This is a genomic window from Gemmatimonadota bacterium (assembly GCA_016712265.1).
Classification (GTDB): domain Bacteria; phylum Gemmatimonadota; class Gemmatimonadetes; order Gemmatimonadales; family Gemmatimonadaceae; genus RBC101.
In genome coordinates this window covers 1,166,571-1,192,213 of record JADJRJ010000028.1, presented here as the reverse complement: position 1 = coordinate 1,192,213, position 25,643 = coordinate 1,166,571, and the positions used below count along the sequence as shown (strand labels likewise).

At 68.7% G+C, this 25,643-nt stretch carries 16 protein-coding genes; 3 read left to right on the top strand and 13 right to left on the bottom strand.

The annotated features are described in order from the left end of the window. Nucleotides 1–2: 2 nt before the first annotated feature. The 7 genes from IPK85_11890 to IPK85_11860 are packed head-to-tail and all read right to left on the bottom strand — an operon-like array spanning nucleotide 3 to nucleotide 11,528. Nucleotides 3–938 (bottom strand): NAD-dependent epimerase/dehydratase family protein, encoded by a 936-nt coding sequence (locus IPK85_11890; GenBank protein MBK8248087.1) that lies wholly within the window; start codon nucleotides 936–938, stop codon nucleotides 3–5. After that, complete coding sequence (locus tag IPK85_11885; protein MBK8248086.1) at nucleotides 935–2,932, bottom strand: hypothetical protein; 1,998 nt, start codon at nucleotides 2,930–2,932, stop codon at nucleotides 935–937. Before IPK85_11885 ends, IPK85_11890 begins: the two co-directional genes overlap by 4 nt. Beyond that, complete coding sequence (locus IPK85_11880; protein MBK8248085.1) at nucleotides 2,929–4,593, bottom strand: hypothetical protein; 1,665 nt, start codon at nucleotides 4,591–4,593, stop codon at nucleotides 2,929–2,931. Before IPK85_11880 ends, IPK85_11885 begins: the two co-directional genes overlap by 4 nt. Beyond that, nucleotides 4,590–6,209 (bottom strand): flippase-like domain-containing protein, encoded by a 1,620-nt coding sequence (locus IPK85_11875; protein ID MBK8248084.1) that lies wholly within the window; start codon nucleotides 6,207–6,209, stop codon nucleotides 4,590–4,592. The genes IPK85_11880 and IPK85_11875 overlap by 4 nt, the downstream gene beginning before the upstream one ends. Then, on the bottom strand, nucleotides 6,206–8,218 hold the full coding sequence (locus IPK85_11870; GenBank protein ID MBK8248083.1) for a hypothetical protein: 2,013 nt from the start codon (nucleotides 8,216–8,218) through the stop codon (nucleotides 6,206–6,208). The genes IPK85_11875 and IPK85_11870 overlap by 4 nt, the downstream gene beginning before the upstream one ends. Next, entirely contained in the window at nucleotides 8,218–9,873 is a 1,656-nt protein-coding gene (locus IPK85_11865) for a glycosyltransferase family 39 protein (protein ID MBK8248082.1), read from the bottom strand. Before IPK85_11865 ends, IPK85_11870 begins: the two co-directional genes overlap by 1 nt. A gap of 32 nt (nucleotides 9,874–9,905) precedes the next feature. Beyond that, complete coding sequence (locus IPK85_11860; GenBank protein MBK8248081.1) at nucleotides 9,906–11,528, bottom strand: hypothetical protein; 1,623 nt, start codon at nucleotides 11,526–11,528, stop codon at nucleotides 9,906–9,908. A gap of 376 nt (nucleotides 11,529–11,904) precedes the next feature. On the opposite strand from IPK85_11860, the gene IPK85_11855 reads away from it, so the two are divergent. Genes IPK85_11855 through IPK85_11845 form a run of 3 tightly spaced genes read left to right on the top strand, consistent with a single transcriptional unit; the run spans nucleotide 11,905 to nucleotide 15,487 of the window. Beyond that, entirely contained in the window at nucleotides 11,905–12,933 is a 1,029-nt protein-coding gene (locus IPK85_11855) for a methyltransferase domain-containing protein (GenBank protein ID MBK8248080.1), read from the top strand. Continuing rightward, nucleotides 12,930–13,838: a hypothetical protein gene (locus IPK85_11850; GenBank protein ID MBK8248079.1), complete on the top strand. Its 909-nt coding sequence runs from the start codon at nucleotides 12,930–12,932 to the stop codon at nucleotides 13,836–13,838. Before IPK85_11855 ends, IPK85_11850 begins: the two co-directional genes overlap by 4 nt. Further along, the gene (locus tag IPK85_11845; protein ID MBK8248078.1) at nucleotides 13,835–15,487 is read left to right on the top strand and encodes a hypothetical protein; all 1,653 of its coding nucleotides are present in this window, start codon (nucleotides 13,835–13,837) and stop codon (nucleotides 15,485–15,487) included. Before IPK85_11850 ends, IPK85_11845 begins: the two co-directional genes overlap by 4 nt. A 135-nt stretch (nucleotides 15,488–15,622) precedes the next feature. On the opposite strand, the gene IPK85_11840 is transcribed toward IPK85_11845, so the two are convergent. From IPK85_11840 to IPK85_11815, 6 genes are all read right to left on the bottom strand, one after another. Further along, a complete protein-coding gene (locus IPK85_11840; protein ID MBK8248077.1) occupies nucleotides 15,623–17,383 on the bottom strand; it encodes a sulfatase in 1,761 nt (586 codons plus the stop codon). Next, nucleotides 17,380–19,155: a sulfatase gene (locus tag IPK85_11835; GenBank protein ID MBK8248076.1), complete on the bottom strand. Its 1,776-nt coding sequence runs from the start codon at nucleotides 19,153–19,155 to the stop codon at nucleotides 17,380–17,382. Before IPK85_11835 ends, IPK85_11840 begins: the two co-directional genes overlap by 4 nt. After that, nucleotides 19,148–20,962 (bottom strand): sulfatase, encoded by a 1,815-nt coding sequence (locus tag IPK85_11830; protein MBK8248075.1) that lies wholly within the window; start codon nucleotides 20,960–20,962, stop codon nucleotides 19,148–19,150. The genes IPK85_11835 and IPK85_11830 overlap by 8 nt, the downstream gene beginning before the upstream one ends. Nucleotides 20,963–21,036: 74 nt before the next feature. Then, a complete protein-coding gene (locus IPK85_11825) occupies nucleotides 21,037–22,818 on the bottom strand; it encodes a sulfatase (protein ID MBK8248074.1) in 1,782 nt (593 codons plus the stop codon). A 6-nt stretch (nucleotides 22,819–22,824) separates the two neighbouring features. Next, the gene (locus IPK85_11820; GenBank protein MBK8248073.1) at nucleotides 22,825–24,147 is read right to left on the bottom strand and encodes a tryptophan 7-halogenase; all 1,323 of its coding nucleotides are present in this window, start codon (nucleotides 24,145–24,147) and stop codon (nucleotides 22,825–22,827) included. Nucleotides 24,148–24,297: 150 nt separating this feature from the next. Further along, complete coding sequence (locus IPK85_11815; GenBank protein MBK8248072.1) at nucleotides 24,298–25,632, bottom strand: tryptophan 7-halogenase; 1,335 nt, start codon at nucleotides 25,630–25,632, stop codon at nucleotides 24,298–24,300. Between the last annotated feature and the right edge of the window lie 11 nt (nucleotides 25,633–25,643).

The following is a 25,643-nucleotide window of genomic DNA, read 5'->3' as shown; positions in this document are numbered from 1 at the left end:
CCTTAGCGGCCCGAACGCACCGCGGTGGCCAGCATGGTGTCGAGGTCGCCGGGAAGCACGCGCCCCAGGATGGACTGCATGCGCTCGACGGACACGGTGAATCCAGCGAGGTCACCCGCTTGGGATGCCACCGCGCCAAAAGCCAGGCGCGCCTCGTCGATGCCGAGAGCCCGCGCCGCGGCGAGAACAAAGGCCCGAACCGTGTGGGAGCGGCCGCTCGCCAGGTTCACGACGGTCCCGGGTGCCCATCGAGCGCTCGCCAGGTCCACCAACGCCGGGGCAACATCACCCACCCAGGCGAAATCGCGCTCCTGCGTCCCAGCGGACAGGGGCACGGCGTCACAGCCACCGACGGCCGCACGGAGGAGCGCGAGCAGGCGTCCCTCATGCTCCCCTTCCCCAAACACCGTGAACAAGCGTGCGCAGATCGCGCGAGCACCGGTCCGGTGTGCGACCTCCACCAGGGCCATCGTGCCATCGCGCTTGGTCGTTCCGTAGGTTCCGTGGGGCCGGGCGGGACCGTCCTCGCGCAGCACGCCCACGGCCTCGCCGTACTCCGCCGCGGATCCCACATGGACCAGGGTCGCATCGATCCCCGGTTCGGCGCACGCGGCTGCGAGCTCGCGGACCAGGTCGTGATTGAGGCGCCTGGCGCGCGCGGGATCCGTCTCGTCGCGGTCAACCCCGTACCCGGCCAGGTTGAACACCACGGATGGTCGGTGGCGACGGATGACGTTGGCGCCGTCGCCGGGTGCCTCGAGGTCCGCCCGCTCGTACGCCGGCGTCTGGGGCCAGGTCGCGAAAGTCGTGGCGGCGCGATCGAGATCCCGCACTACGGCGGTCACCGGCACTCCCCGTTGCTGCAGCTCGCGGGCGACCCACCCCCCAATGAAACCCGACGCACCAAACACCACCGCGCCGCGAGCGTCGCTCCTCATGGCACGCGCGGAAAGACGAGCGCCTGTTCCGCAGAGAGGGGCCCGGCGACGACTTCGAACCCACGCTTCGTCACAGTAGGGCCATCCACGAAGTACACGGGACGATCACGGTACACGGTCAATGCCTCTGCGCGTCCTTCGGGGGACACGTCCCAGGCGTAGAGTGTGGCATCGGCCGTGAGGTCGAGTGGGTTGTAGGCTGCTGCGGACGCGTAGTCAGGGTGTCGCGCGCCCCGGATGAACACCACCCCGCGCCCGAACCCCGAGGCGCGGGAGAGCTGCCGGATGTCAGGCCGCATCCCGCGGTAGCGATGGTACTTATCGACCGCGCGCCAGGGGACAAACGTCACCCAGCTCGCGGCCACGAGGACCAGGGCAGCACGCACCGCGCGGTCCCGTGTGCCGGGAAGGCGCGCATCGAGTTCGACCAACCCGCGCGCCGTGAGGGCCGCGCACGAAACAATGATCAGGAACCAGTAGCGCGCCCCAAAATCGGGACCGCCGCTGAACCAATAGAAGGAATGCACCACGACGATCGACACCAGGACGACCCCGTGCCACGTGTCGGCGCGTGACCAGCGCCGGAGGACGAAGACGAGAAGCAATGCCAGCACGGAGCCGGTCGCCCAGCCGAGCCACTCCTGGTTCAGCGCCGCGAGGTTGAGCGCCGCATTGATAACCACGTCGATGACGCCGTGCCCCGGGAAGGGATCAAGCCCCGACCATCCCAGGCCACGGTTCGCCCCGAAGCCAAGGTCGTTCGATCCTGCCGTGTAGTACTTGTCGATGTAGGCCATGATGGGGAAGTACGACGCCTTCCCGGTCATGAGCGTGTTGTACGGCCGGACGAGGGCGCCGGCGGCGATGGCCCCCAGGGCGAGCACGGCGGACGGCACGAACGCCAACACGTCGCGCCACCGCGTCCACCAGCGGGCAGGCAGCGACCAGAACCCGAGTAGCAGCGCGATCGCGAGCCCCTCGAGGGGCCGGACGATGGAGGCGGCACCGATGGCGAGGCCCCCGAGAAACGTCGTGATCGCGGTCCGCGGACTCGCCCCGGCATGCCGAGCACGGGCCTCCCGGACGCGCAGGACGGCCACCGCGCCGAGCAGCGCGAGGCCCAGGGTGGCCTGGTGCGTCATGAAGTTCATCGACATGAACACAAACCACGGAGAACTCCCCAGCAAAACGGTCGCCAGCCGCGCGGTGCGCCCATCGAACATCCCCACGAACACGCGATGCGCCAACAGCACGTTCGCCGCGCCCAGCAGTGGATTGACGAGCCACGGGACTCCGGCCAGTACGCCGAGGGCGAGCAGTGCCGGCCACCCCGGCGGCGTCGGCGTGTAGAAGCGCGTCGCCTCGTAGTGCAAAAGGTCCAGGTTGAACGCCAGCGGTGCGGGCGGTGCGGGGAGCCAGAGTCGCCCGTCGGCGAAATAGCGCGCCTGCAGCAGGTAGGCCACTTCGTCCGGCACGTGGGGATGCCGCTCATACGCGAACACCGCGAGCACGCTGGCGACCACAAGGACGAAGCCCGCGACGCACCAGGCGACCGGGTCACGCCAGGGGCGTGCGGCCGGTGTGTCATTCCCGCGCAAGGAGCCACCGGGCAAGGCGAAGCCGAGCAGGATGATGTTGCCTAACGCAACCGCCTGGAGGGTCGTGGTGGCGACGAGCTCTGCCGCCCACATGACCGGCTCCTTGGATGCGACCGCACTCGTCCCGAGAAAGGCGGCGACGAGTATCCAGCGCGCGGCCACCGGGACCTGGTCGCGCGTCCACCCGCGGATGGCCGCCATGCGCGGCGCGAGGGCCCGGCCTACGCACACGGCTTGCAACACCAGCAGTGCCAGTGCGGCCCACCCGACCGTTGACGTGGGTGCCCGCAGGTGCTGATAGGACACCCGGGGACCTGCCTCGGCGAGGACCAGCGCAGCCGCCTGGCCCAGCACGAGCAGGGTCCCCCACCGCCACGCTGCCGCGAAGGACGTCATGGCTCCACCTCGCGGCGCTGCACCGTGAGGGCGACATCCCCCGGGAGTCGCACCCACCCCACTCCATCATCGCCGACGACCATCGGGTCTCCGTCCACGGACACCCGCCCTGTTCGTTCGCTGTAGTTGACCACGTACCGACCAGGGGAGAGACCCCTGACGCGAACCGCGCGGGCCTGCCGCGAACGCAACACGACCGTTTCCCTCCCCCCCTCATCGACGAAGGCCAACACACGGACTGCCGGATCCTGCGAGACCGCAGCCACGCGGACGGCCCCTGGCCGCACCCAGGCGAACACCTGGCGGAGGAGGCGCGCCTCGTAGGTCATGTTGACCCGCGGCGCCTGGGGATCGGATTGGTCGACCTGATAGTAGACGCCGCCATTCCCCGGCTGACTGCGCATCCCGCAATACGCCAAAGTGAACTGCTCCCAGGCGGACACGTGTGCGACCGTGAGATCCTCATACAGCCCGTCGAACCCTGCGCCGATGTGCTCCAACATGCTGGTGCGCATTGAGTCCCGCAGCCCGCGGATCCGGATGGCTTGTCGCGTGGCGGTCGAGACGCCGGTATACGTGTGATAGGAGAATTCGCGCAACAGGCCACGCGCCCCGGGGACGGCCAGCATGGCATTGTGCCACGGTATCGCATTGGCTGCGCGCGTCGTGGACGGGCCAATGAACTCCGGATGGAACCCCGCCGCGGCGAGGCGTCGCTCCGTGGCCACGAGCGCGCGGCCCATCTCCGCCCCGGTGTACGTGGTATTTTCCGGCTCGAGGTTCAGCTCGACGGCATCCGGGACAAACCCAAAGCGCTCTTGCATGTGCTGGAAGGTGACGAGCACCAGCTCCGCGTATTCGTCCGCCTCGCGCATCTGCGCGAACGGCTTCACTCCCCGCGTGAGGAAGAAGTCGACGTAGTTGAGGTTCACATACAGGCGCTCGCCACGGCGCGCGAGGTGCACGCGCATCGGGAGCACCATCGTCTCGATTTGGGTATCAAACCAGCCCCACTGGAAGCCGTCGGGATCGGCGACGAAGGGGTCGGCATTGTCATTGGTCGCCACCATCCAGGTCGCACGCCACTCTGCATACCGCATCCGCCCGGCACGGTAGTCCGGCCAGGGATCGTGTCGCGACTCCGTTCCCGAACGCAGCGCGATGCGCAGGCGCGTGATCCCCAATTCCTCGACGGCACGACGCAGCACCTCATCGCGATACCGCGCCACCGCATCGGGATGGCAATCCGCTTCCCCAATGCCGGCCACAGCCTCCCACCCGTTGACCACCTGGTGACGCACCGTGCTCGCGACATCGACCACGGCCCCCGTGTCGGCCTGGCTTACCACCCGGACAAGGGTGGTCGCCCGAGCCATACCATCGATCGCCTCAACGTGCGTGTCGCCGGGGGCCACGGCTGCGATGCGCCCGCGATCATCGACCGTCACGCTCCCGGGCTTTGACGCCCGCCACGTGGGGCGCGGCGCCGTGAGGGGGACACCATCCCGATCGAACCACAGGGCGTCGTACCGGGCCTGTTCGCCCACTGCAAGCACCAACACGTCGTGAGCTGGTATCGCGAACTGGGCGCTGCCCGGCGGTGGGGGGGCAGGCACCGTGCAAGCCGCGCAGACGACCAGCCCGCCGACTGCCCACCTCATGGAGGCGAGACCTCCGGCTTCTGCAGCACCGCCATGTAATGCGCGGACCAGGTGCGGGTCGGTCCTCGCTCCAGCAGGCGCTCGAATGCGACGGCCGGGCGCATCAGGAACCGCGGCGTGAAGTCGGGGAGGAAGGTGAAGTAGCGCACGTCGCGCAGGCGGATCCCCTCGACGTGCTCCCACGTCCGGGGATCGATCCACCATTCCGTGCCTTCATCGATCGACTTGAGGATCGGAAAGAGATACCCCATGTAGAACCGGAACATGGGATTTCGCGGATTGCTCTCGTGCACCAGAAGGAACCCGCCGGGCTTGAGGACGCGCGCCACTTCCGCCAGCGCCGCGCGCTGCGCCTCACGACCGGGCAAGTGGTGCAGGACGCCGATGGTATAGATGAACCCAAGCGACGCATCTGCAAACGGGAGTTGGAGTGCCGACCCGGCGAGGACCGGCGACGGGCCAAGCCGACGTTGCCCCACCGCCAGCAACCCGACCGACGGGTCCAGTCCGATCACGGCATACCCCCGTTTGCGTAGGGTTGCGCATTGCAGCCCAAGCCCACATCCGAGGTCGAGCCCCGTCCCCGCCACCTCCGGCGCCGGCAACGCCTCGGCCATGAAGCCGATCTTCCGATCGAGGAGCAGGTCCCATACATGTGGGGACCACTGGGCGTTGTACTGCTCGGCGATGTGGTCGAAGTGCGCGGCACCCTCGGCAGGTCGCTGGTCACCGCGCGAGGTCACGCGCAGCTCGCGCCAGAGGAATACGGCACCGACCCCCAGGGCCGCCCCAGTGCTCGTGAGGCGCCAGAGGGTCACAATCGCGACCGCCGCCGCCTCCGTCAGGCCGCCATCGACCATCTCGACGATCGCCACGCTGCCCGTCACGCCAACGCCGGCCGGGAGCAGGGTCGCCGCGCCGAGGAGCGTCGCAAGGCCGAAGGTCCGCATCCCATCGAGCAGAGGCAGAGATGAGCCCAGTGCCTGCGCCGCCACCCAAATCAAGGCCGATGCAGCACCCCACCCCAACAGGGACAGCACGAGGGCGGGCACCACCACCGCGGGTTGCCGAAGGGCCGCCGTCGCTTCACTCCGCAACCCAACGCGGCGCGCAACCGGCCACAGGACGACCGCGGCGCCGACCGCCACCCCGAGAAAGAGCACCGCAATGCGCAGGGTCGCGGTCTCGCGCGTCAGCCCGGCGACCACCGCGAGGACCAAAGCCACCGCGAGGACGTCATACAGGCGTTCGACGACGAGTACGGCGAGCGAAATCCGCATCGGCACGCCGAAACGTCGTTTGATAAAGAGGCCGCGCACCGCTTCGCCGAGGTATGCCGGGGTGATCGTCCCGGCCAGGCCGGCCACGTAGGTCCCGAGCGTGCTGCGAATGGGCAGCCGTACCCCAACTCTCCGCAGAAGGAACTGCCACCGGATGAAGCGTGCGGCAAGCCAGGCGGCCGTGGCGCCCAGGGCAACGAGCACCCACACGACCCGGGCCTGCGACACGTCGCGCAAGAGCGAGGCCCCACCCACGGCTCCCGCCCACCACGCGGCAACGACCGCGCCGAGGAGCAGCGGGATCACGATCAACCAGGGGCTGCGCCGCGGCGTCATGCGCCCCCCCGTCGCTTGACCCCGAGCCGTTCGAGCAGCGGAGCCGGATCCAGCCCGGCCGCAGTTAATGAGGCCGCGACGTCAATGATCCGTGGACCACCCGCCAGCGGAATTCCGTGGAAGAGGATCCCGCGCGGGACGTCCAGCCAGCGGCTCCCCGCCGGGGTTGGGGGGCGCCGGGCGCGATCCACAGCGAGCACACTGTCGGATCGCACCAGCACCACCGCACCGGCACTGTCGGCGCCGGCGAGGGAGAACCCATCCGGCATTGGCATCACGGCAAGCTGTACTATGTAGTTTGTCTCCGGGCCCGGGTCGCCCCCATGACGTGCATAGTGGCTCCACACCAGGGGCGACCCGCCATACGTGGCAGGGACCGTGGCATCCCAATCATACGGAAACAGGCGGTCCAGCAACGTCCCGGCCCGCATTGGCGCGGCCTGCGCGGTTGCATATCCGGGAATGCGCACCAGGACCCGTGCGCCGACCTCCTGGCCGTCACGATGGATGGCCGTGCGACCGAACGGGAACGCGAGGCCGACTGCGAGGGCCGCGGCAGCAGTCCACGCTGGGGCCACCCACGTCGACGCGGACGAGGGCAGCACCTGTCGCCAGGCCACGACCATCGGCAATACCATGGCAGGAACGAAATGGTGCAAGGAGACGTGCGCCTGCACGAAGAAGAAGCCGAAGTACGCGACCGTCACGAGGACCAAGGCGCGCCCGAGCTCGTCCATGTGCCGCCAACGCGCAAGCAGCAGCACCGGGAGTACCCCCGCCGGGATCGCGACGTAACGCAGCCGGGCGAGGTCCGTGAACTGCACGAACGCAAAGTAGCGAAGGATGCCGACGATCCCGTACTCACCCCCCGGAGCGGCGCCGCCTAACGCAACGCCGACCCGCCCGATGCCGGCGGCGAGCACCATCGCCACCAGGAGCGCCCCCCCACCCCACACCACCTCGCGCCACGGCACAGGGCGCTCCACGACCACCCGGGCCGCCAGCCAGAAGCCGATCAACAGCAAGCCGCTGGGGAGCGAAACGTACGTCAGGAACGTGCAGACGAAGAGCGCGGGACGGTCGCGCTCGACGGCGGCCGTGACCACGCCGAGAAAGGCGATGACGAGCAAGGTGTCCTGCGTCGCCGGCAGGGCCATGTCGGCGCTATACGGACTGTACGAGGCGCTGAAGGACATTGCCAACAGGTACGCCACGAGACTCAGCGCCAGCCCGATCTCCGCGGCCCCGGACACCCGACGTGGGGACATCAGGGCGGCGCCAACACGGCGCACGCCGGCCCACAGCACCACCAGGTACAGGAGCAACGGCACGCGGGCTGCGAACTCCACTTCCCCGAACAACCGCAGGAACCAGGCGTTGGGGAACGCGTACAGCATCGACGTCAGCCCGGGGAATCCGGCGACCGGTCCTGCATCCCCCGGCCAGAAGGGCATGGCGTGATACAAGAGGCGGCGAGAAGACTCCCACGCATGGGCGCCGTCCCCATTGAAGCTCTCCCACAGCAGCTTGGGCAGCAGGAGCAAGCAGGCCACCCACCAGGTGACGGCCAGGGTGGTCAACCAGCGACCCGCAGCGGGCGCCCACGCGGGGTCGGGCTCGTCCTGCCGCCGCATGGCCCATGCGCCGGCGATGGCGCCCAGCCCCAGGAGGAAGGCCGAGTACGTCCGTCCACGCAGCGCCTCACCCACCAGCGCCTGCGCGATCCCGCTGGCCACGCTGACCCCAACGACGGACAACAGACACCCATCGACCAGCCACTGCTCCAGCGACCGGGTCCGCCGGAGGGCGAGGGCCGCCAGAAGCCCGGGCGCGAGTACCAGGACGACCGATGACAGGGCGATCAACGGAACGACCAGCCAGGCGGTGAGCCCCGCGGACGGGCCCGCCCCGCTGGCGTCGGCCACGGAACCCGGCAGGAGCACGGCCGGTGCCGCGCCCAGGAGGAGCCAGGCCCTCACACGTGCACGCCAGCTTAACTCGGGGCGCATCAGGGACGCCTCGCGCCGCGTGGGGTGAACCGGTACAACAGCAGGTCGTAGGTCGTGTCGGGATGGGTCATCCAGACCCGGGCGCTGTCTGGCAGGAAGTTGTCCAGGAGTCGCAAGTCTGATGGCAGACCGGCCGGGAAGCGCGCCAGCAACTCCAGCTGGTCGGCGCGCTCCTCAAAGCGCTTCTGGATGAGCGGCGCCCGGCGTTGATAAATGCCCGTCACCAGGTAGCGTGGCGTGGCCAGCGTATCGAGTGCCTCCAGCGTGCCCCGTTCCCAGGCCGGGTGACCGCGACGATGGAGGTAGAAGGCCAGCGCAGGCTCGCCCATCACGCTGATCGGCTCCCCCACCGGGACTCGATCGCTGAGCTGCTCCGCCGCCTCGACGAGCCCGCGCGACGCCCGCCAGGGGCTCGACGGATCCGGCATGCGCGGCGAGAGGACGCCCACCAGCCCAAGCGCCACCGCGGCGACCGCGAGACTGGGCCATGGTCGATGCGTGGGGCGTGCCAGCGCCTCGACCCCAGCACCGCCTAACGCAAACCAGGTGACCGCCAGCGGGAGGAGCAAGCGGAAGTACGGGTGATACACCGGGGCCATGACAACCCACAGGACCACGAGGGCCGTGAGCACCCAGGCGGCCGTGGTCATCCCCCGCCGCCAGTGGATCGCCAGGGCGGCGCCCATCAACACCACCGGCACGGCCGCCCCACCAACCAACAACGCAATGCCGGCCGCACCCATCGGGACCCAGGGCGCGAGGGACCGCGACTGCCCCATGGCCACGAGTTGGGCCGCGACGAGGGCGGCCACGGCCGAAGCCCGCGTCCACGGCCCCTCCAGGTACCCTTGCTGCTGCACCTGCTGCCAGAAGTTGCCGAACCAATCCAGCCGCAGCATGGTGGCAAAATAGGACACCCACCCCGCGCTGGATCCCGGCTGCGACTGGATGAAGGCCATCCAGGGGAGGTAGCAGGCGAGGGCGACGACCGACATCACCAGCCACCGCACGAGGGCGTTGCGCGTCGCGGGCCATCCCCGGCCCTGCAGGCGCCACTGTCCCCCAATCACCATGGCGGCGATCACCAGCGCAAACCACCCGTGATACTTGGTGTGCCAGGCCAGGCCCACGGGGATCCCCGCGAGGACCGCTGCGCGCATCGTCCCGCGCTCCAGGGCGAAACGCACCGCGCCTAACGCGAGGAGAAACACGAGCGCGAAGGTCACGTCCGTGAGGGCGGTGCGCGACATGAGGACGTGGAACTCATTCATCGCGAGAAACCAGGTCGCCGCCGTCGCGGAAATGGCTCCGAACCACCCGCGCACCAGCCACCAGAGCACCGGGATGGTCAACACGCCGACCACGATGCTCACCGCGAACGGCGCAAGCTCAGGCGTGACGCCCAGGAGGTTCGCCGCCGCCACGAGCGTGAAGTAGACGGGTGGCGAGAACTTGATCTGGTCGGGGAAGAGGGCCGGATCGCGTCCCGTGGCGATGCCGTACCCCGAGAAGGCGTACACCCCTTCGTCAAAGTGCGTCAGCGCGAGGGTGTCCGCCTGCCATCCTCGCAGCAGCGCCCCCACGACGACGGCGCCGACGAGCAGGAGCCACTCCATGGCCGTGACGCGACCCGCAACAGTCTCACGGGATGGCACGGGTGTCAGGGGGGCAAACGGCCCGGGAATCCTCACGGCGTGGCTCCCACCGCCCCTCGCTCCACGGCGTACAAGGTGCCTTCGGGGACCGAGACGACCCTCCGCAGTGGGACCGCCCGTTCGATGGCGGCGCGGTCACGCGTGGTTCCGACGAAGAGCCAGTCGCTTCCGGAAGCGGCCAACAACCGCGGCAAGCTGTCTGTCGGGAAGGCCAGCGCCCGCTGCAGCTGCTCGTGCTTGGCCTTGTAGCCGACGGTCAGGAAGAAGTGGCCCACATGCAACCGTCCGGGGAACGTGGGCGCGAGCCACAGGAGTTCCGCCGGCTCCGCGAGCAGGACGTGGCTCGTGTCACTGTGCGCGATCAGGCTGTCGCGCACCGCCCGGTGCCCTGGCGACAGGTAAATGAACGGCGCGTCCGGTCGAAAGCCGGAAAACACCCATGACCTTGCGCCCTGCCACACCGGCCCGGCCGCGAAGATGCCGATCGCGATGATCGCCGAACGCCACCCGGGTCGGCCATACCGGACGGCAAAGATCATCGCGCCGATGAGGAGCACCGGGACCGACATCGTCAGCGTCCCGCGATCGGGATACGGATAAAACGGTCCGGAAAGCGTCAACGCGGTACACGCCCCCGCCCAGGCCACGAGAAATCGCTCGCGCGGGCCCGACGTGTGCCAATAGTCCCGCAGGCCGATCGCCATGAGGGCCCAGGAGATCGGAAACGCGAGGACCACGACGGAGAACAGGATGTTGACGGCGTGCCACCCTGGTAGCGGGAGCCCGGAGCGGGCGTACATCGTGCCTAACGCCGCATACACGACCGCCACGCTGACGGTGCACCACCCCAACACGCGCCAGGCCGCGCGCCGTTCCACCGGGTGCTGCCACGCCGCAAGCACCGCCGCGGCCGCGATCGCCCACAGGGTCACCCCTTCGTACACGTGCAGGAGCGTCATCGCGGCACACCCCAGCGCGGCCAGGATCACCCGTCGTGGTTCATACGACTCAATCGCCCGCGCCATCGCGAGGATGGCAAGGAGCGCCACAACCCACAACAACAGGAAGTGCGAGTCGTACAGAGCCCGGAAGACGTAGTGACCACGGTATTCCTCGAACACCGGCCAGGCAGCCGCGGGCTCGATCAACAGCCGGCGAAGCACGCCGACCTGACTCAAGCCAGGCGTCGCTTCGAGCACCTTGATGTGGCCGCCCAGGCCGCCCCCGAACATGATCGCTCCATACGCCCACCATCGCATGGCACCCGGCGCCATCGAGCGGGCCACGAACGCCCAGACCAGGAGTGCCAGCGCCACAGCGAACATCGCGCCGCTGTACGCGTAGACGGCCTCCGGCCGAACCCCCAGCGCCACCGCCGTCCGACCGATCGCCCAGTAGTAGAACACCGGGAGGTGGGGGCGGTTGGACTCCGTCGTGAACGTATTGCTCACGATGGGGCCTTCTCGAACCGCCTGACGCTCCCACACCCGGTACTGCATGTAGTCCGGCGAGATCGTCAGGTTGCCCGAGAACTCGTAGCCGTCGCGCGCACTGGACTGCGCGTGCCAGTAGGGCACCATGTGCAGGACCGCCGCCATCAGCGCGACCAGCCACACCACCCCCCGCGTCCCCCACGCTCGGCCAGGCTGACTCACACTCACCATGGCGGGCTGGCGATCCGGTTCATTGGGCTCATCTGGGGGTGCCTGTGGTGCGCGCGGGTGTGCCGGGATTGAATGCAGGATACACGCCACCGTGTCGGACAATATTACCGATTCCGAAGCCAGGGCAGAGCGTGACACGCCGCACGTATCTTCTTCCGCGACGACTACTTACGGGGGCTCCGAGTCACGCCTCAGTTGCATCCCCAAGAGCGCGGCGGCTGGACCGTCCGTTCTCGGGTGCTGAAGGTCGCTGGCGGGGCCGCCCAGCCGGTCAAAGACCGGCCGCGGGCACCCGTGTGGCCAACTTCGCAGCGTATCTTCCCGCTCGACGTTGCATCCTGGCACCGTCCCACGTCGTGCTCGCACCATGGCCTATCACCTGGACTGGATCGAACTCGTCTGCCCCTACTGCAAAGGGGAGCTCAACCAGGGCCCCGCGCGGGCCGGGCACGTCGACCACATCCTGACTTGTCACCCCTGTGGCCGTGCCTTTGATGTGGTCTGTGGAATCCCGGACCTGAGGGTTGCGGCCGACCCCTACATCTCGATCGAGGGAGATGTCATCAAGGGGCGCATGTTGGAGTCCACGAGTGAGGCGAGCGACCTCGAGGCGATGGCACGCACCTACTACCACATCACGCCGGAAACTCCGCCGCGGGATGTGGCGCTCAACCTGACGCGGTTGCGACACGCCGTGGAGCGTGCCGCCGCCACCCTGTCATCGCTCGAGGCCTCGCTCGGCCACGTGACGGGCGCGCGCCTGCTCGAGGTGGGGTGCGGCACGGCCCCCATGCTGATCGCCACTGCGGACCGGTTTCCCTATCGGGTCGGGGTCGATGTCTCGTTTCGTTGGCTGGTGATGGCCAAGCGACGGCTCGCCGACCATGGCCTGCGCCTTCCGCTGGTGGCGGCATGTGGCGAGGCACTACCATTTCGCGCCGGCGTGGTGGATACCGTCCTGATGGACTCGTACCTGGAGATCACGGCGGACCAGGAGGCCGCGTTGGGCGAAGCCGCGCGCGTCCTGGAAGCCGAGGGACGATTGGTCGTCTCCACGCCGAATCGCTGGAGCGCCGGGCCGGACCCGCACATTGGCATTCCGGCCGGTGGACTCTTGCCCGCTGCTGTGGTCAACACGATTGCCAAGCAGCGGATGGCCCGCCCACCCCTGCGCCGATTGCTCACGGCCGTCGGCCTCCGCCGGGCCTTGCAGCGCGCCGGATTCGAGGCCACAACCGTTGAGCTGGCACGCGTGTCCGACGCCCAGCTCGCCACCGTCGGCCCGTTGGGCCAATGGATGGGGCGCGCCTTCAACCGGTGGTGCGCCGTCCCCGGCGTGCGGTCCTTCCTCCGGGTGATCGGGCCCATCCTCCACGCGAGCGCGCGACGGGCGTGATCCCTCCCTCCCCCGCCCTCAGCGTCGTCCTGGTATCGTTAGGCGACGCGGCCGCCCTGGGACGCGCTGTGGCGGCCATCGCCCTGGCCTGTGAGGGGATCGACGCCGAGCTGGTCCTGCCCCTCCCTGAGCGGCGGCGCACCCAGGTGCCGGAAGTGCCACCGCACCTCGCGATGCGCGTGGTCTTTGCCGCAGCCGACGGCGACGATCCCTGGGTCTTGCGCGCCGTGGGAGTGCGCGCGGCGCACGCCCCCATCGTTGCGACCCTGGAGGATCACGCGCTGCCAACGCCCGGCTATGGCGCGCAGGTCCTCGCCGCCCACGCGACGAACCCGCGGGCCGCTATCGGGGGCGTGGTCGACAAGACCGCTCCCGACGGTGCGACCGGATGGGCGATGTACTTCCTCGACTACGGCCGGTACATCCCGCCACGGTCGGCCGGCGCGACCCGCTGGCTCTCGGCGTGCAACGTGACCTACAAACGCGCTGCTCTTGATCGCGTGGCATCGAGTTGGCCGCACCACATGCACGAAACCACGGTACACCTGGCCCTGCTCGCCGCCGGGGAGGAGCTGTGGCTGGATCCTGGGCTCGTCGTGGACCAGCACCGACACCAGTCCCTGGCTGACGCGCGCGCCGAGCTGCGCCGTCACGGCGCGGCCTTCGGGCGGGACCTGGCCGCGCATGTGGGCCTGCTCGCGCGAGCGCTCCGCCTCCTCTCCGCCCCGTTGATTCCCGTGGTCCAGCTCGTGCGCGCCGGATCACATCTCCGTCGGACACCGCACCTGATCCCCGAGTTCGCGCGCGCGACTCCCGTGCTGGCGACCCTCGCCGTCGCATGGGCCGGGGGCGAGGTACGCGGGTTGATCGGCGCTCGGGGCGGCCCTCGCCACGTGACCCCATGATCGCGGCACACGCGCTCATCCTCGGCACCTGGGTGGTTGCGGCGGCCATCGCCCTCGGGCTCGGCCGAGGCATGCTGCGAATGTTTGGGGTTTCGCGCACCGGATGGCGCCAGGTGGCGACGGCCTTCTGGCTCGGGTACGTCGCCGCCATGGGCGTGTTGCAGCTCTGGCACCTCGCCTGGCCCATCGACGCCCGGGCCGTGGGGTTGCTGACGGGGCTCGCCCTGTTGGGGTGGTGGGGTGAGCGCCCCTCGTTGGGTGGACAGCGATGGGACTGGCTGTTGGCGTTTGGCCTTGCCCTCTGGGTCGCTAATCGCGCCCTCGGCCCCACGGCCCTCTTCGACACGGGGATGTATCACCAACCGGCGGTCGCGTGGGCCAACGCCTGGCCCGCGGTGCCGGGGCTGGCCAACCTCCACGGACGGCTTGGATTCAACTCGGGCGCCTTGCTTGTCGACGCCGCCCTGGACCTCGGGCCGCTGGACGGTCACGCCTTGCACGTCGCGAACGGGTTGCTCGTGAGCATGCTCCTCGCCGAGGCCGCGTATGCCGTCGGCGCCCTCCGCGGCGGCAGCACCTCCGCGTATGACGCCTTCACGGTGGCCATCGCCCCGGCGATGGTGCACGCCGTCGTCCGTCAGGACGTTCGCTCCCTGTCGACCGATGCAGCCGTCGCCGTCCTGCTCCTCGTCACGATCCGCGCCCTGGTCACCATGCTGGAGGCGCGTGAGCGTCGCCTCGGCGACCTCGCGGTGTTGACCACGCTCGCGGCCGGCGCCCTGGTCGTCAAGTTGAGTGCTGCCGTGCTCGCCGCAGGGCTCGTGGTGGTCGCCCTCTCGGCCGCCTGGCATGCCGTCCGCGCGCGGCCCCTGCGGGCGGCCTGGCTGGCCGCTCCTGCACTGCTGCTGGTGGTGGGTTGGCTGGTCCGCGGCGTTGTGTTGAGCGGATATCCCTTCTATCCGTCCACCCTCGCCGCCGTGGACGTCGACTGGCGGGTGCCCCTTGAGCAGGCCCGGGCGGAGGCCGCCTGGGTCACGATGAGCGCCCGCAACCTTAACACCAACGTCATCTACCCGGGATTCTCCTGGGTGGCGCCCTGGCTCCGCGGCATCGTGGTACGGGGCGACCCTTTCGTTCAGCTCACCCTGCCACTGCTACTCCTGGCGACGCTCCTGGTTGCCGCACCCCGCGGGGCCATTCGTGCCGCGCCGTGGCGTGGCACCTGGTTCGCGCTCGGCGCGGGCGCCGTGTTCTGGTTATCGGCTGCGCCCCATACACGGATGGCCCAGGGCCTGGCATGGGGAGCGCTGGGCACCGTGGTCGCGACGTACGCTTTCGCTCGACCAACCCTCCGCAGCTACCTCACGCCGGGGGCCGCCACCCCTGGCGCTCCTGCTGCTCGCCAAGCAGGCGGCCGGTTCCGCCCGGCAAGCGGCGGAAGCCCCGTTCGCTGCGGCCGTGGACGCGCTCGTGACACGCCCGAAGGCAGGCCCGTGGCCCGCGCCACTGCCCACCCCCAACCTCCGCACTGCCGGCACCACGGACGGCCTCTCGCTCCACGTGCCAACAGAGGACAACGCATGCTGGACCGTGCTCGCCTGCACGCCGCACCCCAGTGCGACGCTGCAACGCCGACGCCCCGGACCTGACAACGCTGCGTCGCTGCGATGGGGATTCTGGCAGCCCGCCGGCCGCTGGGAGCCCGAGCGGTGGCCCAACCCGTGGACCCCCTTCCTGACCTGGTGGCGCTGCCGCGAGCGCGGCCGCGCAGACTGCCCGGTCGCCTAACGCAGCGCGCGGGCCACGAGGTCGCGGAGGCTCGTGATCCACCCGAGTGCCCCCGCGTCGCGGGCGCGGTCAGCGGATTCGCCCGGATCCTCGCGCCAGCGGTACACCTCCTCGACCCCATCGCCATTGCGAATGTAGTGCAGGGAGTCGGTCACGAGCGATCGCATCGCCCCGCGAGACACCGGGTGATGTGGTTCAGTGTTCACCCCGGCAGAGACCTCGGACACGACCGCTGACCCCTGGCCACCCTCGATGACCGATAGCCAGGAGGTGCCGGGGAGGCTCGGCGCACTCGAGGAAGGTCCGGCAACGTCCAGCGCGGTCGCGGACAGGTCGCGCAGGGTCACAGGTTCCGAGACGCGAAGCCCGCCGGGCACGCGCGGAGGAAAGCGCACGACCAGTGGCACATGCAATTCGGGGCGATACAGCGAATTGCCATGACCATGGAGCCCATGCTCCCCGAATCCCTCGCCATGATCTGACGAGATGATCACCAGCGTGTTGTCGAGCACCCCGCGCGCCCGCAGGGTGTCGAACATCGCGCCGAGTGCCTCATCCATGTAGGCAATCCCGCCATCGTACCGGTCCAGCTCGGACGGCTCGGCCGCGAATCGCTCGGCGAACCCGGCGGGTGGATCGTAAGGCAGGTGCGCGTCGTACATGTTAAGGAAGGCGAGGAACGGCCGCCCCGCGGTCGCAGCCTGCCACGTCAGGAACTCCTCCGTCACGTGCGACGCGAGCTTGCGATCGCTCGTCCACATGGTCTGGAGCCGTAGGTCAAGACGCACGAGGTCGCGCAGCCTGGGCAACACGCCGTTGCCATGCAACAGGGCCCAAAACAGGTTCGTCTGGGTCAGTGTGCTGCTGAGCAGCACTTGTTTGGGCGTGCGGCGATAGTCCGCGTACTCGAGGAATCCGCGCGTCAGCCCGGACTCGTAACTCGTGTAGAAGTGGTTCGCGGCGAATCCTGCGGTGCGATACCCTCGCGCCAGGAGGGCTTCGGCGAGGGTCGGCACCGATCCATCGAGGGGGTCACGCCAGTTGGTCGAGAGCTGGCTCGGATACCGGCCGGTGAACATGCCGGCATGCGACGGGAGGGTCCACGGTGCGGTGCTCCAGGCCTGCTCAAAGACCGCCCCTTCGGCGGCGAAGGCCGCGAGCCGCGGCGTCGTTTCTCGACTATACCCCAGGAACGACATCGAGGCCGCGCGGACCGTGTCCAGGATGATCACGAGGACATTCGGCGCCTGCGGGCGCGCGGCACCTAGTGACGCAATGCTTGTCCCCACCTGCCGCCGTTGCCACCCCTCGCGACCGATGGCGACCACGAGAATGATCGCGGCGACGCCCGACGCCACCCGGGCGAGGGTCCGGATCCGTGGCCGGGGATCCCGCCCGATCCACCCGCCCATGCGACTCCCGATCCCGATCGCGACCGCCAGCGAGGCAAGGTGATGCAATCCGGGGATCAGCAACGTCAGCGTGAGCGCGCCAAGGGTTGCAAACACGCCGGCCGCCAGGGGAAGCGTCCGCGCCCCGGACCACGAGCTGCCGAGCACCCCGAGCGGGATCGCCGCCGCCAGGAAGAGCAGCACGTTGGCCAGGGGAGTCATCCACACGTAGTCGCGGCTTAGCCAGATGAAGTCGCCGCCAAGGACATGCCGCGCCGCTCCAACGACGTCCTGCAGGCCACCGGCGATGATCGCCAGGGCGACGGCCAGTGTCGCCATTCCGCCCCACCACTGCCGGTGTGTCACGGCGTCCCTCCCATGCCCAGGCAGCGCGTGGCGGTAAATGGGGGCGTGGCGGGCAGGGCGGCCACCCCCCGCAGGTGCGCATCGAGCTCCACGGCCACTCGACATCCCGCCGGGGTGGCGATCAGGTCATTGAGCTGCCCGGGGTCACGACGAATATCGAACAGCTGGTACGTGGTGTCCCCATTCCGGAAGTACTGCAGGGAATCCTGAAAGAGCGCCGCGAGGGCGCCATGTTCGGCAGGCGACTTCGCCCGCGCCGATGGGTCCAGCGCTTCCGTCTCGGTCACCACGAGGCCCCGCCCTCCCTGATGTAAGGGCTGGCCGGGAAAGGTACCTTCGGGTAGTCGTGCGGCTGCGGCAATCGTGGCGGCCAGGTCCGTCAGTGACACCGGCCCCAGGATGCGACCCGCAGGGAGCTGGCCTGGCCAGCGCATGACCAGTGGCACATGCACGGCCGGGAGGTACAGTGAGTTGCCGTGGTTGTGCAGGCCATGTTCGCCCCACTGCTCGCCATGGTCCGAGGTCACGATGACCAGGGTGCGGTCCAGGACGCCCGTTTGCTGCAAGGCGTCGAGCACGCGGCGCAGCTGGTCGTCCATGTACCGAATGCCGGCATCGTACGCGTCCTGCCGCGATTGCGGGCGTGCAAACAGGGTGTCGTACCCTGCGGGAGGCTCATAGGGGTCATGCGCGTCGTACAGGTTAAGAAAGGCGAAGAACGGCGCGGAGGACTCCGCCTGCCACGCGAGGAACTCCGACGTGATCTCGTCGGCGCGTCGTCGGTCGCTGAACGGCTCGGCCTTGAGACGGAGCTCAAAGTCCTTCAGGGCCGCCCACCAGTCCCCGAGGCCCCGGCCCCAAGCGAGCCGCGTGGCGAGGCGCGTCTGGCCGAGCGCCGTCGACCAGAAGAGCTGTTTTGGCGATCGACGAAAATCGCGCAACGTGGCGAAACCACGATCCACGCCTGATTCGTGGTGCGTGTAGAAGAGGTTCCCGACAAACGCCCCGGTGCGGTATCCCGCCTGGCCGAGGGCCTCAGCGATCGTTGGGTACGTCGCGTCGAGGGGACGCCGCCAGCTCGATGACAGGCGGGCGGCCGGTTGACCAGTGAACATCGCGCCGTGGGACGGCAGCGTCCACGAGGACGGGCTGATCGCAAGCCCAAAGGTGAGCCCCTCGCGCGCCATCGCGTCCAGGGTGGGCGTGGTGGGCCGGGTGTAGCCATGCAGCGACGTGCTCGCCGCTCGCACGGTATCCCACACGAGAACCAGCACGTTCGGCGCCCCGGCCGCCGACCCTCCCCCATTGCCCGGCCGCCGCGTGGCGAGCCACGAGAGGGCCGCACAGACACCGACGCCGACCAGGGCCAGCCGACGTCCCCAGCGCGCCGCTGTGGGGCCCATCACCGCCCACCGGGCCAGCTGCACCCCACCACCGAGCCCCAACGCCGCCACCGCGTACGGGTGAAGGCCCGTCGCATGCAACGCGAGACTGGTGGTCGCAAGCACACAAGGCACCACCAGGTAGACAAACGGGGAATTGCGCCCCCATCCGAGCAACCACACGACGGCCAGCACCACCGCGGGCGCCGCGAACATGGCGACATGGCCCACGGGTGACATCCACGCCAGGTCGCGACTGGTCCACGTGAACCGATCAAGGAGGGCGCCGCGACCCCACGTCAGGAGGACATGGGCGGCCCCCGTGATCATCCCAAGGACGACCGCCGCAACCATCGGCGTCCACCAACGTGTCGAACCGCGTTCAGTCACGGCCGTCCGGGATCGGCGTGTGTGCGGTATCCGCGGCCAGTGCCTCGCGATACTCGTCCCAGGCGGCCGCGTGTCCTGCGTGAGCGCTGTCGGTCCCCGCCAGGTTCTCCAGATCCAGCGGGTCCGTGCGGTAGTGGAACGCCTCCGCGAGGGCACGGCGCATGGTACGCACGTACTGCCAATCCGCCGTGAATACTGCACTCATGCCTTGCTCGGACGCCGGCACCGATGGGTCGCGACCCGAACCTGGGAGGTGTTGAGCAATCGCCGGGCTGCCATGCGCAACGCTGTCCCGCCAGAATCCGGCGAGACTCACGCCGGGAAAGGTCCCGGCACCGAGCCCCGCCAGGTCAGCCAGGGTGGCCGGCACATCCCGCAGCGAGACCACGTCGCCTACTGAACCGCTCGGGATCCGGCCCGGCCATACCACGAACAGCGGCACGCGCACCAGGGGCGTGTACACCGAGTTGGCGTGACCGTACAGCCCGTGCTCACCAAACTGCTCGCCATGGTCCGCGACCACCATGATGATGGTCGAGTCGAGCGACTCTCGCCCTTGCAGGTCGCGGAGCAACCGACCGATGTGCCTGTCCATGTATTGCACGTCGCGCGCGTAGCCCGCCGCGGTCGTATCCTCGTCTGCAGTGCTCCGGGGATACGGTGCAGGCGCCGGGTAGGGTCGGTGCGCGTCGAAATAGTTCAGGAAGGCAAAGTACGGCCGACCGCCATCGCGACGTGCATGCCAGCGCAGGAACCGGTTGGTAATCTCCTCGGCCTGCACCGGTGGGCCTTCCGGCTTGGGCTGCACCATCAGCCGCTTGCGTCGCACGGCGCGCCACAACCGGGAGGGGGTGGTCGCGCGCAACACCTCCTCGGCCATCACCGTCTGCCCGTGCAGGGTATTCTTGGCCAACATCTCCAGGGACCGGGGATAGTCCTCGAAGTAGTGGAAGCCCCGGGCGAGCCCCGACTCCCACGTGGTGTAGTGCAGATTTCCAACGAAACCCGCGGTCTCGTACCCTTCGCCTGCAAACGCCTCCGCGAGGACACGATCGCGCGTATCGAGCCGCCGCTCGAAGGAGACGCTGAGGTGTTGCCGATACCGGCCGGTGAACAGTGTGGCGTGCGCCGGCAGCGTCCAGCCCGCGTTCGAGATGGCCCAGTCGAATCTTGTCCCTTCCGCCGCCAGGGAATCCAGCGTCGGCGTTAGGCGCTCACGGGAGCCATACGCAGACATGGTGTTCGCGCGAAAGGTGTCGAGCACGATGAATAGGACGTTGGGCCCCTCGCCCGGCGCAGAGCGGGCCGGAGCCTGCATCACGGACCAGCCCCCCTGGAGCAGGAGTGCGCCAACGAAGGCGGCGGCGAGACTGAGGGATACACGCTTCAGCCCGACCACCAACTCTGCTTCACCGGACCGTACCAACCGGCGCGCGAGGGCGACACCGCCGCCCAGGGCCAGCAGGACGGCCGAGTAGATGCCAAGCTGTGTCCAGGGCAGGAGAACGGCGTGCAAGGCAAGCGCTGCGACCAGGCTCACACCGGCTTGCAGGCGCATCGTCGCGGGCAACACCCTCGTGAGGCCATACACCACCACCCCCGCCAGGCCAAACAGGATGAGATGCGCGAGTGGGGACATCCAGAGGACATCGCGGGACACCGCCCCGAACCCACCGAGGAGCAGCACCTTTGTCAGGGCGCGGGCTGAGAACCATGCCGCGGAGATCAGTCCCCCGGTTGCGACCAACCACCAGAGGGTCGTCGCAGAGAGAGTCCCGCGTGCCTTGGGCGTTCCTTCTCTGTTCATGGGTCGGGTTGTGTAGATGCCCCAAGGACGACCAACCCCCGACCTACTCAACGTCGGAGGAGGCCTGACGGAAGCTAACGGACCAGTTGCCGACTGATGGTGCCCAACCTGGCGCGGTACCAGGCGGTACGCGAGGAGTCGCTGGCGGCGAGGTCGTTCGCCTCGGGCCGATCCTCCCGGTAGCGGTAGAGCTCTTCCCGACCCTTCCCGTCGCGGATGTAGTGGTACGCGTCGTCGATCAGGCTGTGCATAGCGCCATGACGTGCCGGACCACTCGTCCAGAACAGCTTGGACTGCTCGGTTTCGGCGAGCGCGAGGTTGCCACCAAGTGTCGTATCGCGCCCAGCGCCGGCCGTCGCGACGAACGACCGGCCCTCGATCCCCGGTGTCGCGCCAATTCCGGCCAGGTCCAGCAAGGTCGCCGCCAGATCGCGCAGCCCCACCGTCGCCTCGCTCCGCGCCCCGGCCGCCAAGCGCGCCGGATATCGAACGACCAGGGGCACATGGAGCAGCGGCATGTACAGGGCATGGCCGTGGTTCCCCAGGTCATGCTCACCGAACATCTCGCCATGGTCGGAGGTCACGACGACGATGGTGTTGTCCAGGATCCCCCGTTCCTCGAGGGTCTTGACGAGCCGCCCCAGCTCGTCATCCATATAGGCGATCCCGCCATCGTACAGCGCGACCCGGTCGGGCTGAGCGCTGAAGCGTGTCGCCCACGGCGCCGGGGGATCGTAGGGATCGTGCGCGTCGAAAAGGTTGAGGACTGCGAAAAAGGGTCGGGTGTCGCGCCCCTGCCAGGCGAGGAACTGATCGGTGACGTGCGTCGCCAGCTTGCGGTCGGACAGCGGCTTGGGATCCCCGCGAAGCTTGAGCTGACGCACGGCTCGCGTCCGCCCGGCCCACCCGTCACCCATCAGCAGGTCCCGCGCGATCGCCGTCTGCATGAGCGTGGAGGAGAGGAAGAGCTGGCGCGGGGTCAGGCGAAAGTCCTCCCAGACATCGAACCCGTGTTGCAGCCCGGTTTCGTGTGTCGTGTAGAAGGGGTTCGCGACAAACCCTCCCGTGCGCCAGCCCTGCCGCCGGAAGACGGCGGCCACCGTCTCGGGCGCCCCGCGTAGGGGATCATCCCAGCGGCAACTGTGCTCCCCCGGGTGTCGACCGGTGAACATCGAACAGTGGGACGGGAGCGTCCACGGCGCCGGTGCCATGGCCCAATTCCAGGTCGCACCGCTTTTCGCCAGTTGGTCAAGTTCGGGGGTGGTGGCACGCCCGTAGCCGTAGGCGCCCAGGTTCGCGGCCCGCACCGTGTCCCAGATGATGAGCAGGACGTTGGGGCCGTCGGGAACCGCAGCCACCGCGTCCCCGGCCCGCCGCGATCGGGTCGCCCGCTCGAGGAGCCCCCCAACCACGCACGCCACGCCAATCGCGACGCCGGCCATGGTGACCCAATCGCGCACCCTCCGGAGCTGCCCCTCGCGCATGCGGCCCCACTGCACGCCGACGCCGATGGCCAGGAGGAGCACCGCCCATTCAGACAATCCCCCAACCACGAGCAGCGCGGCCAGCCCGCCCACCGCCCCCACGGCCGTGTCCACCACTGCCGATGTCCGGCATCGCCGCATCCAGGCCCCTGCCATCCAGAGCACAAGGACGAGGCCGACGAGCAGGGCGATGTTGGCCAGGGGCGACATCCAGTAGATGTCCCGGGACGCCCACGCGAACGTCCCCTTCACCTGGACCTTCCGGTATACGAAGGCCAGTTGCACGAGGGACGCGAGCGACGCGACCGCGATCGCGCGCCGCACCAGCGGCGCGAGCACCGGCCGGGACTCCCGATCGGCGCTCGCGCTCATGCGAGCTTACCCGGCAGGCGTCGCGTACCCCGAGCGACGCCGGTCCTCGCCGTACAGGCGGCCGCCGTCGCGCGCCTTGCGCGCCAGGGCCCGCATCTCCTTGATCGCCGGAATGTCACGTTCGGTAACGTCATAGATGCGGCCGGCGAACATGTCGATCACCTGGTTTCGCGTTCGCGGGTTGTTCACCAGGTAAGCAAATCCTTGCGCCTCGCCCCAGAAACCGTCAATCAGGTCCTGGTAGTGGTCGATGGCGGTGTCCATCCGCCGAGCGTGGTTCGCAAAGGCCTCGCGCCCGTCGCCCAGTTCCCCCGCAAGGTAGCGACGGATCAGCGGAGCGGCATACTGCCCTTCCTTCATCGTCAGGTAGAGCCCGAAGGAGAAGATGGGATCGATGAAACGGTGTGTGTCCCCGACGCAGAGCCACCCCTTGCCCGCGAAACGCTCGATGTAATACGAGTAGTTCGGGATCGCCCGCGCCTCCTCGGCCAAGGTGGTGTCGCGCACCCGCCTGGCCAGCTCGGGGTGCAGTTCTCGCAGCTCCCGGCGGAGGAAATCCGCCTTGGATTCCCCCTTGCCATTGAAGTACGAACTGGGGACGACGACGCCCACGGAGACCACCTCGTCGTCCAGCGGGATGAACCAGGCCCAGTGGTAGAGGTCCGCGTAGAAGATGATCGTGTTGTCCGGGTGCGTGGGACGGTCCACGCCGTCGAATCCCTCGCCACGCACGGTATTGCGGATCTGCGAAAACACCGCGACCTGCTTGTCGTAGCGCCCGGGCTCCTTGGTGCTGGTCACGCCCTGGTGAGCCAGCCAGGTCGCCTGCCCGGTCACGTCGCACAGCATCCGGGTCGGGATCACCTCGCGTTGGCCGCCAGGATGCTCGACGACGACGCCGCTTACCTCGTCCGGATCGGGCCCCCTGACGACCTCCACCGCTCGCGCCTTCAGGTAGGTGGCGCCGCGGTTGACCGCCTCGTCCAGCAGGGTCTGGTCGAAGACCGACCGTCGCACCTGCCAGGCCTCCCCTTCCACCAGCTCGTTGTTGGCGTCGCGCAACATCACGGGCACCCACCAGGAGTTCTTGCCCTTGGAACTGAGCACCACTGCCCCCTTGCGGGTGGGGTGCCCGTTCGCCTCGATCAGGGGCCCGAGCCCGAGCGACCGAAGGACGTTGACGGCCTCCCCCGTCATCGACTCCCCGATGTGATATCGAGGGAAGCTTTCCTTCTCGATGATCAGGGGACGGAGTCCCTCCCGGAGAAGGTGCATGGCCAGCGTGGCTCCCCCGGGGCCTCCCCCGAGGATGGCGACATCGTGATGCATGGTCAGACGCGGCGAGAGTGGGGGCCCCCGGCGATGCCAGGAGCCGTGGCGACCTCATCCGCAGAATTCGCGCCTAACCACACCCAGCGTCAAGTACCAGAGTGCCCGACACCATACATCAAGATTGCATCCCGACGCAGGATGTTTTCTCTATGTTGCTACCGAGGCCACCGCCGGCACGAATCCCGTCCCCCGCCGGTCCTCACCCCACAACGCCCCGCTCTGTCGCGCCTTCTCGGCCAGGGCCCGGAGTTCAAGGATGGCCGGGTGCGTTTGCGGCGTCACGTCGTAGATGCGGCCCGCAAACAGGTCGATCATCTGGTCACGGGTGCGCGGGTTGTTCACGAGGTAGGCAAACGACGTCGACGCCCCCCAGAACCCGTCGATCAGGTCCTGCAGGTGATCGATCGCCCCCTCCATCCGCTGCATGTGCTGCACGAAGGGGTTGGGGAGGTCCCGCCCCTCGCCCGCGAGGTAGCGCTTGATCACCGGGGCGGCGAACTGCGCTTCCTTCATCGAGACATACAACCCGAACGAGAAGATCGGATCGATGAACCGATGGGTGTCACCGATGCACATCCACCCCTTCCCGGTGAACTCCGTGATGTGGTACGAGTAGTTTGGGATGGCCCGCGCCTCCTCGACCAGGGTCAGGTCCTTCAGCCGACGCGCCATCTCGGGATTGAGTTCGGCGAGTTCTCGCCGCAGGAACGCCTCACGGCTCTCGCCCTTCGCCGAGAAGTACGAAGACGGCGACACCACCCCCACGGACACCGCATCGTCATCAAGCGGAATGAACCACGCCCAGTGATACTGGCCGGAATAGAAGATGTAGGTGTTGTCCGGGTGCCGAGCACGGTCGGATCCGTCCCACCCCTCGCCGCGAATCGTATCACGCACCTGCGAGAAGATCGCGATCTGCTTGTCGTAGCGACCAGGGTTCTTGGGGCTCGTCACCCCCTGGTGCGCCAACCAGGTGTATTGGCCGCTCGCATCCACGACGACCTCCGACTCCACCTCGATCGTCCCGCCATCCGCGCCGTTCACCTGGAGGCCGGTCACCGTCCCATCCGCCGACCGACGCACCTGCGCCGCACGACCCGGCAGCCAGCGCGCGCCACGCCGGATGGCCTCAGCCATGAGGTCCCGGTCAAAGTCGGAACGCCGGACCTGCCAGGTCTGGGCCGGCTCGAGCTGGTTCGCCTCGTTGCGCTTCATGACGGGAACCCACCAGCCGTTCCCGTTGCGCGCCACCACGTTCACTCCCTGCTTTCGTGGATGGGCGTTCCGTACGAGGATGTCCTCGAGCCCCAGGCCGCGAAGCAGATTGCCCGCCTCCCCGGTCATGGACTCCCCGATGTGGTATCGCGGGAACGTCTCCTTCTCGATGACCAGTGGCGTGATCCCCTGCTCCAGCAGGTACATCGCCATGACGCAGCCTCCCGGCCCGCCACCCACGATCGCAACATCCGTCTTCATCTTCATGACCCGATTCC

Bases quoted from the DNA above. Each gene is read 5' to 3' on its own strand.
- IPK85_11890 (MBK8248087.1), bottom strand. From the start codon at position 938: ATGAGGAGCGACGCTCGCGGCGCGGTGGTGTTTGGTGCGTCGGGTTTC.
- IPK85_11885 (MBK8248086.1), bottom strand. From the start codon at position 2,932: ATGACGTCCTTCGCGGCAGCGTGGCGGTGGGGGACCCTGCTCGTGCTG.
- IPK85_11880 (MBK8248085.1), bottom strand. From the start codon at position 4,593: ATGAGGTGGGCAGTCGGCGGGCTGGTCGTCTGCGCGGCTTGCACGGTG.
- IPK85_11875 (MBK8248084.1), bottom strand. From the start codon at position 6,209: ATGACGCCGCGGCGCAGCCCCTGGTTGATCGTGATCCCGCTGCTCCTC.
- IPK85_11870 (MBK8248083.1), bottom strand. From the start codon at position 8,218: ATGCGCCCCGAGTTAAGCTGGCGTGCACGTGTGAGGGCCTGGCTCCTC.
- IPK85_11855 (MBK8248080.1), top strand. From the start codon at position 11,905: ATGGCCTATCACCTGGACTGGATCGAACTCGTCTGCCCCTACTGCAAA.
- IPK85_11845 (MBK8248078.1), top strand. From the start codon at position 13,835: ATGATCGCGGCACACGCGCTCATCCTCGGCACCTGGGTGGTTGCGGCG.
- IPK85_11830 (MBK8248075.1), bottom strand. From the start codon at position 20,962: ATGAACAGAGAAGGAACGCCCAAGGCACGCGGGACTCTCTCTGCGACG.
- IPK85_11825 (MBK8248074.1), bottom strand. From the start codon at position 22,818: ATGAGCGCGAGCGCCGATCGGGAGTCCCGGCCGGTGCTCGCGCCGCTG.
- IPK85_11820 (MBK8248073.1), bottom strand. From the start codon at position 24,147: ATGCATCACGATGTCGCCATCCTCGGGGGAGGCCCCGGGGGAGCCACG.
- IPK85_11815 (MBK8248072.1), bottom strand. From the start codon at position 25,632: ATGAAGATGAAGACGGATGTTGCGATCGTGGGTGGCGGGCCGGGAGGC.